General features: G+C 72.2%; 14 protein-coding genes. 1 reads left to right on the top strand and 13 read right to left on the bottom strand.

The genetic code is table 11. The features are described from left to right. Positions 1–4: 4 nt before the first annotated feature. The 6 genes from aroQ to AC0NZQ_RS15650 are packed head-to-tail and all read right to left on the bottom strand — an operon-like array spanning position 5 to position 5376. The gene (gene aroQ, locus AC0NZQ_RS15675) at positions 5–448 is read right to left on the bottom strand and encodes a type II 3-dehydroquinate dehydratase (RefSeq protein WP_474530856.1); all 444 of its coding nucleotides are present in this window, start codon (positions 446–448) and stop codon (positions 5–7) included. Then, on the bottom strand, positions 445–1512 hold the full coding sequence (gene aroB / locus AC0NZQ_RS15670; RefSeq protein WP_474530855.1) for a 3-dehydroquinate synthase: 1068 nt from the start codon (positions 1510–1512) through the stop codon (positions 445–447). Before aroB ends, aroQ begins: the two co-directional genes overlap by 4 nt. Beyond that, the gene (locus AC0NZQ_RS15665; protein ID WP_474530854.1) at positions 1509–2030 is read right to left on the bottom strand and encodes a shikimate kinase; all 522 of its coding nucleotides are present in this window, start codon (positions 2028–2030) and stop codon (positions 1509–1511) included. The genes aroB and AC0NZQ_RS15665 overlap by 4 nt, the downstream gene beginning before the upstream one ends. A gap of 7 nt (positions 2031–2037) precedes the next feature. Further along, positions 2038–3237 carry a chorismate synthase gene (gene aroC, locus AC0NZQ_RS15660; RefSeq protein WP_474531417.1) on the bottom strand — a complete coding sequence of 400 codons (1200 nt, stop codon included), beginning with the start codon at positions 3235–3237 and terminating at the stop codon, positions 2038–2040. 38 nt (positions 3238–3275) lie between these two features. Further along, positions 3276–4682 carry a glucose-6-phosphate dehydrogenase gene (locus AC0NZQ_RS15655; RefSeq protein WP_474530853.1) on the bottom strand — a complete coding sequence of 469 codons (1407 nt, stop codon included), beginning with the start codon at positions 4680–4682 and terminating at the stop codon, positions 3276–3278. Positions 4683–4701: 19 nt separating this feature from the next. After that, positions 4702–5376, bottom strand: a complete 675-nt coding sequence (locus AC0NZQ_RS15650; protein WP_474530852.1) for a prepilin peptidase — start codon at positions 5374–5376, stop codon at positions 4702–4704. 18 nt (positions 5377–5394) lie between these two features. Here AC0NZQ_RS15650 and mobA point away from each other — a divergent pair, with 18 nt between their 5' ends. Next, positions 5395–5976, top strand: coding sequence for a molybdenum cofactor guanylyltransferase (gene mobA, locus AC0NZQ_RS15645; RefSeq protein WP_474530851.1), 582 nt, complete (start codon positions 5395–5397; stop codon positions 5974–5976). 38 nt (positions 5977–6014) lie between these two features. Here mobA and AC0NZQ_RS15640 read toward each other — a convergent pair whose 3' ends face one another. The 7 genes from AC0NZQ_RS15640 to alaS form a co-directional block, all read right to left on the bottom strand. Further along, positions 6015–6293 carry a hypothetical protein gene (locus AC0NZQ_RS15640; protein WP_474530850.1) on the bottom strand — a complete coding sequence of 93 codons (279 nt, stop codon included), beginning with the start codon at positions 6291–6293 and terminating at the stop codon, positions 6015–6017. A gap of 109 nt (positions 6294–6402) precedes the next feature. Further along, a complete protein-coding gene (locus AC0NZQ_RS15635) occupies positions 6403–6702 on the bottom strand; it encodes an STAS domain-containing protein (RefSeq protein ID WP_474530849.1) in 300 nt (99 codons plus the stop codon). Between the two features lie 108 nt (positions 6703–6810). Beyond that, positions 6811–7620 carry a formate dehydrogenase accessory sulfurtransferase FdhD gene (locus AC0NZQ_RS15630; RefSeq protein ID WP_474530848.1) on the bottom strand — a complete coding sequence of 270 codons (810 nt, stop codon included), beginning with the start codon at positions 7618–7620 and terminating at the stop codon, positions 6811–6813. Positions 7621–7650: 30 nt separating this feature from the next. Continuing rightward, positions 7651–8448 (bottom strand): shikimate dehydrogenase, encoded by a 798-nt coding sequence (locus tag AC0NZQ_RS15625; protein WP_474530847.1) that lies wholly within the window; start codon positions 8446–8448, stop codon positions 7651–7653. Further along, entirely contained in the window at positions 8445–9818 is a 1374-nt protein-coding gene (mltG, locus tag AC0NZQ_RS15620; RefSeq protein WP_474530845.1) for an endolytic transglycosylase MltG, read from the bottom strand. The genes AC0NZQ_RS15625 and mltG overlap by 4 nt, the downstream gene beginning before the upstream one ends. Before the next feature lie 2 nt (positions 9819–9820). Next, positions 9821–10315, bottom strand: coding sequence for a Holliday junction resolvase RuvX (gene ruvX, locus AC0NZQ_RS15615; RefSeq protein ID WP_474530844.1), 495 nt, complete (start codon positions 10313–10315; stop codon positions 9821–9823). Positions 10316–10325: 10 nt separating this feature from the next. Next, complete coding sequence (gene alaS / locus AC0NZQ_RS15610) at positions 10326–13025, bottom strand: alanine--tRNA ligase (protein ID WP_474530841.1); 2700 nt, start codon at positions 13023–13025, stop codon at positions 10326–10328. Between the last annotated feature and the right edge of the window lie 48 nt (positions 13026–13073).

Genomic DNA, 13073 nt, shown 5'->3' with positions numbered 1-13073 from the left:
GCGGCTATCCCTCGTTCAACCGGGACGAGAGCCAGGAGAGCGCGAGGACGTACCCCTCGACGCCGAGGCCGGCGATGACGCCGTCGGCGTGCGCCGAGACGTAGCTGTGGTGGCGGAACGGCTCGCGGGCGTGGACGTTGGACAGGTGCACCTCGACCAGCGGCGCGGTCCGCATGGCGCAGGCGTCGCCGAGCACCACCGAGGTGTGGGTCAGTCCCGCCGCGTTGAGGACCACCGGGGTCTCACTGTCAGCGGCCTCGTGCAGCCAGCCGAGCAGCTCGGCCTCGCTGTCGGTCTGCCGCACCTCGACGTCCAGCCCCAGCTCGGTTCCGCCGCGGACGCAGAGCGCGGCGAGCTGCTCATGGGTGGTCGTCCCGTAGACGGCCGGCTCGCGGCGACCGAGCCGCCCCAGGTTGGGTCCGTTGAGGACGAGGACACGGGTGCTCACAGGGCGACCTCCGAGTAGGCGTCGAGCAGGATGTCGGCGTCGGGCTCGTCGACCGAGACCGGCCGGGCCAGGCCGTCGAGGACGACGAAGCGCAGCCGGTTGCCGCGGGCCTTCTTGTCGATGCGCATCGAGGCGAGCAGCTCGTCGTAGGCGTCGGCGCGGTAGCCCACCGGTAGCCGGAGCGCGGTGAGCAGGCTGCGGTGGCGGTCGGCGGTGGCGTCGTCCAGCCGTCCCAGCCGACGGCCGAGCGCCGCGGCGTAGACGAGCCCCACCGAGACAGCGTCGCCGTGACGCCAGCGGTAGTTCTCGGCGCGCTCGATGGCGTGGCCGAGAGTGTGGCCGTAGTTGAGGATCTCGCGCAGTCCCTGTTCGGTGAGATCCTCGGAGACGACGCGTGCCTTGACCGCGATCGTCCGCTCCACCAGCTCGCGCTCGACGGCGTTGCCGGCGATGCTCGCAGCCTCCGGATCGGCCTCGATGAGGTCGAGGATGACGGGGTCGGCGATGAAGCCGCTCTTGACCACCTCGGCCAGTCCGGCGAGGTAGTCCGCCGGCGGCAGCGTCACCAGGGTGGCGAGATCGCAGAGCACGCCGGCCGGCGGGTGGAAGGCACCCACCAGGTTCTTGCCGCGCGCGGTGTTCACGCCGGTCTTGCCCCCGACGGCGGCGTCGACCATGGCGGCGAGCGTGGTGGCGACGTGGACGACGCGGACCCCGCGCAGCCACGAGGCGGCGACCCAGCCGGCGAGATCGGTGGCGGCGCCGCCCCCCACACCGACGATCGCGTCGGAGCGGGTGAAGCCACGCTCCCCCAGCTCGTCCCAGAGTCCCGCGGCGACGGCGGTGGTCTTGGCCGCCTCGCCGTTCGGGACCGGCAGCAGGTGGACCTTCGCGCCCGGCAGGGCGTCCGCGACGCCGCGCGCCACCGTCTCGACGACGGGCTGGTGGATCACGGCCACCTGCGTCACCCCCGGCAGCAGCGCCGGGAGCTCGCCGAGGACGTCGTGACCGACGTGCACCGGGTACGGCTGCGGTCCGGCGACCTGGATCGTGGTGGTGGTCATGTGCGACTCCGCTCGTGCAACCGGGCCGCGATGGTCGCGGCGACCTGGCCCGGTGTCTTGCCGTCGGTGTCGACGGTCATGGTCGCGGCGCCGCGGTACAGCGGCGCGCGTTCGGCGGCCAGCGTGGCGAGCCGTTCGGCGGGGTCGTCGGCGAGCAGCGGCCGGCTCCGGGCGGCGCCGACGCGGTCGCCGAGCGTGGCCAGCGAGGCCCGCAGCAGCACCACCGGCGCGCCGCACGCCACCAGGGCCGCACGGACGGCCGGGGTGGTGAGCGCACCGCCGCCGAGGGAGAGGATGCCGTCGAAGCCGGTCACCGCAGCCGTCACCGCCGTCGCCTCAGCGGCACGGAACGCGGCCTCGCCGTCCTCGGCGAACAGCTCGGCCACGCTGCGTCCGGTGGCGGCCTCGACCAGGTCGTCGGAGTCGGCGAACCCGACGCAGAGGATCTTGGCCAGCCGGCGTCCGGTGGTGCTCTTGCCCGCCCCCGGCAGTCCGACCAGCACCGCCTTGGGTGTCATCTCGGCGTCACTCCCGGCTGGCGGGGGTGAGCCCGCGCTCGACCAGCCGCTTGTGATAGCTCTCGGCATTGCGGCGGGTCTCGTCGACCGAGTCGCCGCCGAACTTCTCCAGGACGGCCTCGGCCAGCACCAGCGCCACCATCGCCTCGGCGACGACGCCCGCGGCCGGGACGGCGCAGACGTCCGAGCGCTGGTTGATGGCGACAGCGGCCTCACCGGTCTCGGTGTCGACAGTGCGCAGCGCCCGCGGCACGGTGGAGATCGGCTTCATGGCGGCGCGGACCCGCAGCACCTCACCGGTCGTCATGCCGCCCTCGGTGCCCCCCGAACGCCCGGAGACGCGGCGGATGACCCCGTCGGCGTTGACGATCTCGTCGTGCGCCAGCGAGCCGCGGATGCGGGCCAGCTCGAAGCCGTCGCCGACCTCGACACCCTTGATGGCCTGGATGCCCATGAGGGCGGCGGCGAGCCGGCCGTCCAGGCGACGGTCACCGTGGGTGAAGCTGCCGATGCCCGGCGGCAGACCGTAGGCCAGCACCTCGACGACGCCACCGAGGGTGTCGCCGTCCTTGCGGGTGGCGTCGATCTCGGCCACCATCGCCGCGCTCGCAGTGGCGTCCAGGCAGCGCACCGGCGACGCGTCGACCGCCTCGGCGTCCTCCGGCGTCGGGACGACACCTGCGGGTGCGGTCACCGATCCGATACCGACGACATGGCTGACGATGCGGATTCCCAACGACTGCTGCAGGAAGGCACGGGCCACGGTGCCGAGCGCGACCCGCGCGGCGGTCTCGCGGGCGCTGGCACGCTCCAGCACGGGACGGGCGTCGGCGACGTCGTACTTCTGCATGCCGGCAAGATCGGCGTGGCCGGGGCGTGGCCGGGTCAGCGGGGCGTTGCGCGCCAGCTCGGCCAGGACGTCCTCGTCGACCGGGTCGGCAGACATCACCTGCTCCCACTTCGGCCACTCGGTGTTGCCGACGCGGACCGCGACCGGCCCGCCCATCGTCACACCGTGCCGCACCCCGCCGGTGAGCTCGACGACGTCCTGCTCGAACTTCATCCGGGCGCCGCGACCGTAACCGAGGCGCCGCCGGGCAAGGTCGCCGGCGATGTCGGCGGTGGTGACGCCGATACCGGCGGGCAGGCCGTCGATCAGGGCGACGAGGGCAGGGCCGTGCGACTCGCCGGCGGTGATCCAACGCAACACGCGGGCCAGTCTCCCAGAAGCGACTCTGCTCGGCGCTACTCCCCCAGCAGCCAGCCGTCCGGTTCGGCGAGCTTCGCCGCCTGCTTCGGCCCCCAGGACGAGGGCGCGTAGCGGTGCAGTGGCGGCGGGTTGTCCAGCAGCGGGCCGGCCGCCTCCCAGACGGCGGCAAGGCCGTCCGGGCGGGTGAAGAGCGACCGGTCGCCGGAGAGCACGTCGTGGATGAGGCGGGCGTAGGGCGGCAGCGGATCGGAGTCGGGGTCGGCGTCCAGGTGCAGCGTCACGTCGGCGGCGTCGAGGTCCACCTCGGGGCCGGGGCGCTTGGTCACCAGCCGCAGGTCGATGGCGCCGTTGCCGGCGAGGTCGAAGGTGAGGACGTTGCCGTTCTTCGGCACGCCCTCGAGGGTGCCGGCGGGCTCGCGCAGGATCAGGCTGACCCGTTGCGCGGAGGCATGCAGCCGCTTGCCGGTGCGCAGCAGGAAGGGCACGTCGCGCCATCGGTCGTTGTCGATGAAGAGCTTGGCCGCGACGAAGGTGTCGGTCTTGGAGGTCTTGCGGACCCCCTCGGTCTCGGTGAAGCCCTCGAACTGGCCGAGCACGACATCGGCCGGGTCGAGCTTGCGGAAGCAGCCGATGACCTCTTCGCGGGCGGCCTGCAGGTTCTCGGCGGTGAGGTTGGTCGGCGGCTCCATGGCGACCTCGGCCGCGAGCTGGAACAGGTGGGTGACGAGCATGTCGAGCACGGCGCCGGTCTCGTCGTAGAAGACGGCACGGTCGGCGATGCCGAGGGTCTCGGGGACGTCGATCTGGACCGCCCGGATGTGCTCGCGCGACCAGACCGCGTCGAAGAGGCCGTTGGCGAAGCGGGTGACGTGCAGGTTCTGCGTCGCCTCCTTGCCGAGGAAGTGGTCGATCCGGAAGACCTGCTTCTCGTCCAGCACCTCGTGGACCATGCGGTCGAGCTCGCGGAAGTTCTCGGCCGACGTCCCGAACGGCTTCTCGTAGACGACGTAGCTGCCCTCGGCGAGGTCGTGCTCGCCGAGGCCCTCGGTGATGCGCTGGAACGCCGAGGGCGGGATGGCGAGGTAGTGGACGAGCTGCGCGTCGTCACCGACCTCCTTGCGGGACTCGGCGATGACGTCGAGCAGGCTGCCCGGGTCGTCCTTGGCGAAGCCGCCGCCGGCGAAGCGCAGCCGCTTCTCGAACTCGCTCCAGGTGCTGTCGGAGAGGTCCTCGCCGCTGTCGGTGAGCACCTGCTCCACGTGCTTGCGGAAGTCGTAGTGGGAGACGTCGCCGCGGCCGTTGCCGACCAGCATCCAGTCGCGCGGCAGCAGCCCCTCCTTGGCGAGGGTGTAGAAGGCGGGCAGCACCATGCGCTTGGCGAGGTCGCCGGTGGCGCCGTAGAGGATGAAGAGGGTGGGGCCGGGGCGCGCGTCTGATGTCACGACTGCGACGTACCCGATTTCAGAGCCGCGGCACCAGATCGAAGGCCAACACCACGAGCGCTCCCAGCACGAGCATAGGTCCGAACGGGATGGCCGTCTTCATGCGCGCCCTGCCGGTGGCCAGCAGCGCCAGAGCCACGATCGAGCCGAAGACGAAGCCGCCGAAGATGCCGTAGTAGACCTCGGCCCAGCCGAACCAGCCGAGGTAGCCGCCGAGGACGGCGCCGAGCTTCACGTCGCCGTAGCCGAAGGCCCGGGGCACGGCGTAGGCGAGCGCGAAGAGGACGGCGAAGACCGCGGCGGCACCGGCGGCCGCCCGGCCGTAGTCCGACCAGCGGTGGTCCAGCCCGGCGGGCAGCAGGGCCAGCAGCGGCGCGCCGAGGGCGAGCGGGAAGACGAGACGGTTGGGCAGGCGGTGGTGCAGGTAGTCGATGACGAGCAGCGGTGTGGCGAGCAGGGCGAGCAGGACGAAGGCGGGCAGCTGCAGGCTCGCCCCGGCCGCGTAGCCAGCGAGGCCGCCGAGGACGGCGCCGACCGCCGCTGTCACCGCCGTGGCCGCAGGCGAGGCCGGTCGACCGCGCCACCACCGCCGCTCCTCGGCGTCGGGGACGGTGAGGTTGAGTCGCGCCAGGTAGGGCGACGCCGCCACGACGGCGACGGCGCCGATCACCGCGCCGAGCACCGGGGAAGCCACCGCTCTAGTCTTCCAGGGGTGAGCTTCGATGCCGTCGTCCTGGCCGGGGGCACCGGGTCGCGGCTCGGTGGCGTGGTCAAGCCGCAGGTCGAGATCGGCGGCATCACGCTGCTGGACCGGGTCGCCGCCGCTCTCGGCGGGACGGGGCGGCTCGTGGTGGTGGGCCCACCGCAGCCGGTCAGCGTTCCTGCCGGCGCCACCCTGGCCTGGGCGCGCGAGGATCCCCCCGGCGGTGGTCCGGTGGCGGGGCTGGCGGCGGCGCTGCCGCTGCTGTCGGCACCGGTGACGCTGGTCCTGGCCGCCGACCTGCCGCGGGTGGGACCGGCCCTGCCGCTGCTGCGGGATGCGGTCCCCGACGATGGTGTGGCGCTGTTGGTGGCAGACGGCCGTCGCCAGCATCTGGCCGCCGCATGGCGGACGGCTTCGCTGCGCGCCGCACTGCACGCCGTCGACGAGCCACGGGGCGCTCCGATGCGCGCTCTGCTCCAGGAGGTGACGGTCGTCGAGGTCCCGGATGCCGGCGGCTGGGGACGGGACGTTGACACCTGGGCCGACGCCGATCGGGCCCGGATCGAGCATCGGGGGCGCGACCCTCGCTGAGGGCGCGGCCGCCGGGGTCGTTCAGTCGCCGTCCTCGGTCAGTCGCCGTCCTCGACCGGGGCGTCGCCCCGGGTCAGCTCGTAGCCGACATGCTCGTCGTCGGCGAGGTAGACGCGCAGCTCGGTGAAACGGCGCGACTCGTCGCGGACCTCGTCACGGGCGCGGACGCCGGCCTCGTAGGCCGAGGCGGCTGCATGGGACTCCGCCTTCGGCGGCTTCGACCCGGCGAAGCCCTCCTTGAAGCCGTGCTCGATCCCCGAGGCGAAGGGATGGGAGTCCGGGACCTGCCAGTGCCAGGTCAACTGATCGCCGCGCATGGGGCGAACGTTACGGCGTCCCCGCGCGACCGGGCCTCGCGGCCGCACGCTTCGGGTCAGAGGGGCCGGGTCAGAGGCGCCGGGTCTGCGCGGCCGGGCTTGCGAGTCGTCAGGCCTGGTCGAAGAGGCCGATGACCCCGGTGAGCTCGAGCAGCTTGCGGACGTCCGGCGGGGTGTTCACCAGCTCCACGTGATGGGCGAAGTTGCGGGCGGTGAGCAGCTCGGCGATACCGCGCGAGTCGAAGAAGGTGACGCCGCCGAGGTCGAAGCGGACCGGACGGCCGCGGGCGGGGTCGAGGACGCTGACCATGTCGAACTCGGCGGTGACGAGATAGTCGACGTCGCCGATCATGGTGATGAGCACGTCGGCTTCCCCGACACTCACCTCGATCCGGCCCCCGCCTGTCACCCCTTCATCGTCACCGGCTGTGAGCTGGGAGCGAAAGGGTCTAACGGTCCGTCACCATATGACCGGGTCTCGTCACGCAAAGTGACCATGCGGCCGTGAGCGCCGGTATCAGATGACGAGCTCGTCGCCGGCGTAGAGGTTGAGCCGGCCGCCTCGGACCATGCCGGCCAGCAACAGCCCCTGATCGCGGGCGAGGTCGACCGCCAGGCTGGACGGGGCGGAGACCGCCACGATGCCGGCCACCCCCGCGGCCACCGCCTTCTGCACGATCTCGAAGGAGACCCGGCCGGAGACCACGAGGAGCCGGTCTGTGGCCGGCAGCAGGCCCTGCTGCAGGGCATGACCGACGACCTTGTCGACGGCGTTGTGGCGACCGACGTCCTCACGCACCGGGCCGAGTTCGCCGGTGTTGTCGGCGAGGGCCGCAGCGTGGACGGCGCCGGTCCGGTCGAAGGCGCGCTGCCGCTGCCGCATGAGGTCCGGCAGCGTCGCCAGCACGTCGGCCGCCACCGTCCAGTTCGCGGTGTGCGGGGGCGAGCCGGCGAGCAGGGAGAGGTCCAGGACGTCCGCGCTGCAGACGCCGCAGGCCGCGCTCGTGACATAGGCCCGGGCCCGCGGCGGACGGACACCCGACGCGAGCGTGACGTGCACGCGGTCGGTGTCGTCCTCGCGGCAGGTGCGCAGCATGACCACGTCCTCGGCCCGGCGCACTCCGGACTCGACGACCAGCCACCCCGCGGCGAGCTCGATGTCGTGACCGGGCGTGCGCATGAGCGTCGCCAGGGTCTCGCTCGGCCCGGTACGGCTGTCCAGACCCAGCACCAGCGGAGACTCGACGGCGAGGTCGTCCGGCGTCCTGGCCGGGTCAGCACCCGTGCGCCGCCGCACGATTGCGCGCCGCGTCGTGCTCACCGCCATGCCTCGAGCGTAACCGCGCGACGGCCGCGGCTATCCCGGCAGCGCGGCCCGCATCGCCTCGACCGGCGCCGTCCGACCAGTCATCAGCTCCACCTGCCTGACTGCCTGATGCAGCAGCATGGCGCGACCGCCAACGACCGTGCCGCCGACGGCCCGGACAGCGGCGGCAAGCGGGGTGGGCCAGGGGGCGTAGACCACGTCGAGCAGAGCCTGACCGGCGCGCCAGCCACGCCCGGCGAGCGGATCGGCGGCGCCGGCGGGCAGCGTCGAGATCACCAGCGGCGCCGCCAGCGCGGTGGCCCCGACGTCCAGCTGCGCCAGCACGAGCTCCACCCCGAGCCGCTCGGCGGTCTGCTGCAGAGCCTCGGCGCGGGCGCGGTCCCGGACAAGCGCGGTGAGACCTCCGGCGCCGGCCCGGACCGCCGCCGCGAGCGCGGCCTGGGCAGTGCCGCCGGCCCCCAGGATCGCGACGTCCCGGCCGGCGACGGCAACGTCCGCCTCGGTCAACGCGCCGAGGATGCCGTCCACGTCGGTGTTCTCGGCGATCCAGCCCTCGCAACCCGGCAGCAGGGTGTTCGCCGATCCGACGGCGGCGGCGGTGGGGAGCACCTCGGCCGCGACGTCCAGGGCGGCGTGCTTGAGCGGCATCGTGCACGAGAAACCGGCCCAGTCCCGGCGGGCCGCCAGCAGCTCCGGCAGCTCCGCGACGCCGCAGTCGAGGGCCTCGTACGTCCAGTCCAGGCCGAGCGAGGCGTAGGCGGCCCGGTGCAGGGCGGGCGAGAGCGAGTGGCCGATCGGTCGGCCGAGGACGGCGGCCGAGCGTGTCACGGCTGCGCGCAGCCCCAACCGCTGTCGGCGCACCGCTTCTGCGCCTTGATGAACTCGCTCTCGCTGTTGGTGAAGAAGAGGTGTCCCTGCGCATCGCCGTTGACGTAGAACGTCCAGTTGCCCTGCGCCGGCGTCACGGCCGCCTTGAGAGCCTCGGCGCCGGGGTTGCTGATCGGCGTGGGGGGCAGGCCGGCGTTGCGGTAGGTGTTGTACGGGCTGTCGATGCGGGCGTAGCTCACCGTCTTGGGGTCCACCCCGGCGAGCTCGGCGGCGTAGACGCTGGCCGCGTCGATCGCCAACGGTGTCTTCTTCGCCAGGCGGTTCAGGATCACGCGTGCCACCTTTGGCATGTCCTGCGGGAACTTCGCCTCGGCCTGGACCATCGAGGCCAGGGTCAGCGCCTGGTACGGCGTCAGGCCGAGGGCCTTCGCCGCGGTGGAGAAGCGGTTGCTCCGGGCGACGTCGGTGAACTTGCCGACCATCTGCTGTACGGCCTCGGTCGGCGTCGTCTCGTCGTCGAAGCTGTAGGTCGCCGGGTAGAGGAATCCCTCGGCCGTGGTCGGGTTCTTGCCGCCCGGCAGGTAGTCCGTGGGGATGCCGAGATTGCCGACGTCCTTGAGAACCTTGACGATCTCCGCCTTGGAGGCGCCGATGCCGCAGGTGACACCGGTACGCGCGCCGGAGTTGCAGCGGGGAGCCGAGAGGATCTGCTCGACGCGGAAGATGTTGGCGCCCTCGGCGACCACGGTGTCGGAGTTGACGCGCGAGGACGGGTTCAGCAGCAGCGCGAGCGCCCGCTCGGCGGCCATTCCCTTGCGGAGCCGGTACGAGCCGGGCTGGATGTTCTGCGAACGGTCGTCGTTGTCGGCGGCGTCGACGAAGGCGCGGTCGCTGGCCACCACGCCGGCACGCTCAAGGATGTCGCCGATCTGGCTGGCGCCGTCGTTGGCGTGCACGGTGACGACCACCGAGCCGGAACCACTGCCGTCGTAGTCGGCCGGGTTCAGGTAGCGGTACACCGGGACGCCGATGAAGTAGACCGCCGCGGCGAGCACCAGCAGCAGAACGACAGCACTGACACCGAGGACCCGGCCACGGTGGCGACTGCGTTCGGCGCGTCGCGCCTCGAGTCGGGAGCGGCCGCCGGTGGGGCGGGGACGCCGGTCGCCGCTGCCCCTGCAGCTGTCACTGCCGTGGCCGCCGTCGCCGAAGCGACCGGCCGACCGCGGATCGTCGTGCGTCGGATCGACGGTGCCGTCGCCGTGACCGGTGCCGGCGTGGTCGCCGTCGTCGGCGTGGTCGCCGTCGTCGCCGAAGAGCAGGTCGTGCGTGTCGGAGTCGTAGACCGACTCGCGATCGCGTCGCGCCACTCTCAGTCGCTCCCCGGGGTGATGTCGTCCGGACGGTGTCGCCGCTGCGCGTCGAGCCAGTTCTGCAACAACTCGACCGCGGCGACCTGGTCGATGACGGCCCGGCCAGCCTTGGTCCGGACGCCGTTCTGCGCGAGCTTACGCGCCGCCGTCACCGTGGTGAGCCGCTCGTCCCGGTACTGCACAGGAATCGGAGCCACTGCAGCCGCGAGCTGCTCGCCGTAGGTGCGCGCCATCTGCGCCGCCGGTCCCTCGTCCCCGGAGAGGGTCCGTGGCAGCCCGACCACGACGCCGACGGCCTCGTACTCGGCCACGAGACCCGCCAACTCGGTGATGTCGCGATCGGCGCGACGGTCGCGCGCCAGCGTCGTCACCGGGAGGGCCAGGGTCTGCGCCGGGTCGCAGCGGGCGACCCCGACGCGGACCGTGCCCACGTCGACGGCGAACCAGACGCCGGGCGTGTCGTGTGCCGTGCGCCCGGCCGTCTGCTCGCTCACCGGTGACTCGTCAGACCACGCCGGCGACATAGGTCCGGGCTGCGGCGAAGGCGTCCGGCAGCTTGCCGGCCTCTCCCCCGGCGCCCTGCGCGACGTCGGCCTTGCCGCCGCCGCGGGCGCCGAGCACCGGCGCGAAGGCCTTGACCAGGTCGCCGGCCTTGAACCCGGCCTGCTGTCCGGCGTCGTTGACGGTCGCCACGAACGCGGCGCCGCCCTTGTCGTCGGGCGAGGCGAGCAGGACCGCGGCCGGCTCGCCGTGGGGCAGCCGGTTGCGGACGTCCAGCGCGAGCGAGCGCAGGTCCCCGCCGGAGACGCCCGCGGGCGCCTCTGCGACGACGAAGCTCGCACGGCCGACCTGCTCGGCCTTGGCCGCGAGGTCGCCGGCACTGGAGAGCACCGCCGCCGCGCGGAGCCGGTTCAGCTCGCGCTCGGCGGTCTTGAGCCGTTCGAGCAGCGCCGCGACGCGGTCGGGCACCTGGTCGCTGGGCACCTTCAGCGTCTCGGCGAGCCCGGCCACCAGAGCACGTTCGGTCGCGAGATAGCGCAGCGCCTCGATGCCGGTGTACGCCTCGACGCGGCGCAGTCCCGAACCGACGGACGACTCGCTGACGACGGTGATCGCCCCCACCTGGGACGAGTGCGACACGTGGGTGCCACCGCAGAGCTCGCGGGACCACGGGCCGCCGATCTCCACGACACGGACGATCTCGTCGTAGGTCTCGCCGAACAGCGCCAGCGCACCCATCTCGCGCGCCTCGGCCAGCGGGACGTACTTCACTCCCACCGGCAGGTCGCGGCGCAGCGCCTGGTTGGCGACGTCCTCGATGTCGGTGCGGGTCTGCGCGTCCAGTGCCTTGCCCCACGCGAAGTCCAAGCGCAGGTAGCCGGGCTTGTTGTACGAGCCGCTCTGCAGCGCCGAAGGGCCGAGGACGTGACGCAACGCGGCATGCACGATGTGCGTCCCCGAGTGCGCCTGCCGGGCGCCGGTGCGCCACTCGGGGTCGACCGTCGCGACGGCACCGGCCCCGCTCACGACCTCGGCGTCACGGACCATCGCGCGGTGCACGATCAGACCCTTGACCGCCTTCTGCACGTCGAGCACCTGCAGCGTGGCGTCACCGACACGGATCAGGCCCTCGTCGGCGATCTGGCCGCCGGACTCGGCGTAGAAGGGGGTCCGGTCCAGCACGACCTCGACGATCTCGCCCGGCTGGGCATCACGGACGAGGGCGCCGTCTCGCACCAGGCCGCGGACGGTCGTCTCGGTCTCGAGCTCCTCATAACCGGTGAACGGGGTCTCGCCCTGGTCGCGCAGTTGCCGGAAGACCGACAGGTCCGCGTGCGCGGTCTTCTTGCTGCGGCTGTCCTCCTTGGCCCGCTGCCGCTGCTCGGCCATCAGGGTCCGGAAACCCTCCTGGTCCACGGCCAGACCCTGCTCGGCGGCCATCTCCAGGGTCAGGTCGATCGGGAAGCCATAGGTGTCGTGCAGCTGGAACGCGCTCGCCCCGGAGAGCTGGCTGCCGCCCTGCTGCTTCGTCTGCGCTACTGCGGTGTCGAGGATGGTGGTGCCGGAGGCGAGCGTGCGCAGGAAGGTCTCCTCCTCGGCGTAGGCCACCATCGAGATGCGGCCGAAGTCCGTCGCGAGCTCCGGATAGGACGGCGACATCGCGTCGCGGCTCACCGGCAGCAGCTCGGGCATGACGGGCTCCTGCACACCGAGCAGGCGCATCGAGCGGATCGCCCGACGCATGATGCGCCGCAGCACGTAACCGCGACCCTCATTGGACGGCGTCACGCCGTCCCCGATGAGCATCAGCGCGGTGCGGACGTGGTCAGCCACCACACGCAGCCGGACGTCGTCGGGATGGCTCTGGCTCGCCGCGTGCCCGGAGTGGGCGCCGTAGACCTTCCCCGACAGAGCAGCCGCCCGATCGAGGACGGGACGGGTCTCGTCGATCTCGTACATGTTGTCGACGCCCTGCAGCAGCGTCGCCATGCGCTCCATGCCCATACCAGTGTCGATGTTCTTCTTCGGCAGCTCGCCGAGCACTGGGTACTCGGACTTGCCGGGACCGGTATTCGCGCCCCGCTCGTTCTGCATGAAGACGAGGTTCCAGAACTCCATGTAGCGGTCCTCGTCGACGGCCGGACCGCCTTCGAGGCCGTAATCCGAACCGCGGTCGTAGTAGAGCTCGCTGCACGGGCCGCAGGGACCGGGGATACCCATGGACCAGAAGTTGTCGTCCATGCCCTTGCGGACGATGCGATCCATCGGCAGGCCGATCTGCCGATGCCAGATGTCCACGGCCTCGTCGTCGTCGAGGTAGACGGTGGCCCAGATGCGGTCGCCGTCGAGGCCGAAGCCACCGTCGGCGACCGAGTTCGTCGACAGCTCCCAGGCCAGGCGCACCGCGTCAGCCTTGAAGTAATCGCCGAAGCTGAAGTTGCCGTTCATCTGGAAGAACGTGCCGTGCCGGGTGGTCTTGCCGACCTCGTCGATGTCCGGCGTACGGATGCACTTCTGCACGCTGGTCGCGCGGTTCCACGGCGGCGTCTGCTGCCCGATGAAGTAGGGCACGAACTGGACCATGCCGGCGTTCACGAACAGCAGGTTGGGGTCGTCGAAGGGCAGCGGGGCGCTGGGGACGACAGTGTGGCCGTTGCGTTCGAAGTGCCCGAGGAAGCGGGCCCGGATGTCGGCTGATCTCACCCCGCCATGCTGCCAGACCGGCAGTGATGTATTCCCGCACGCCTGCTG

Source organism: Jatrophihabitans sp. sgz311053, assembly GCF_056135305.1.
Note: the sequence above shows the minus strand (reverse complement) of the source record. Positions and strands in the feature narration are given on the sequence as shown.

Bases quoted from the DNA above. Each gene is read 5' to 3' on its own strand.
- AC0NZQ_RS15665 (WP_474530854.1), bottom strand. From the start codon at position 2,030: ATGACACCCAAGGCGGTGCTGGTCGGACTGCCGGGGGCGGGCAAGAGC.
- AC0NZQ_RS15640 (WP_474530850.1), bottom strand. From the start codon at position 6,293: ATGCGCGGCGATCAGTTGACCTGGCACTGGCAGGTCCCGGACTCCCAT.
- aroB (WP_474530855.1), bottom strand. From the start codon at position 1,512: ATGACCACCACCACGATCCAGGTCGCCGGACCGCAGCCGTACCCGGTG.
- AC0NZQ_RS15630 (WP_474530848.1), bottom strand. From the start codon at position 7,620: ATGGCGGTGAGCACGACGCGGCGCGCAATCGTGCGGCGGCGCACGGGT.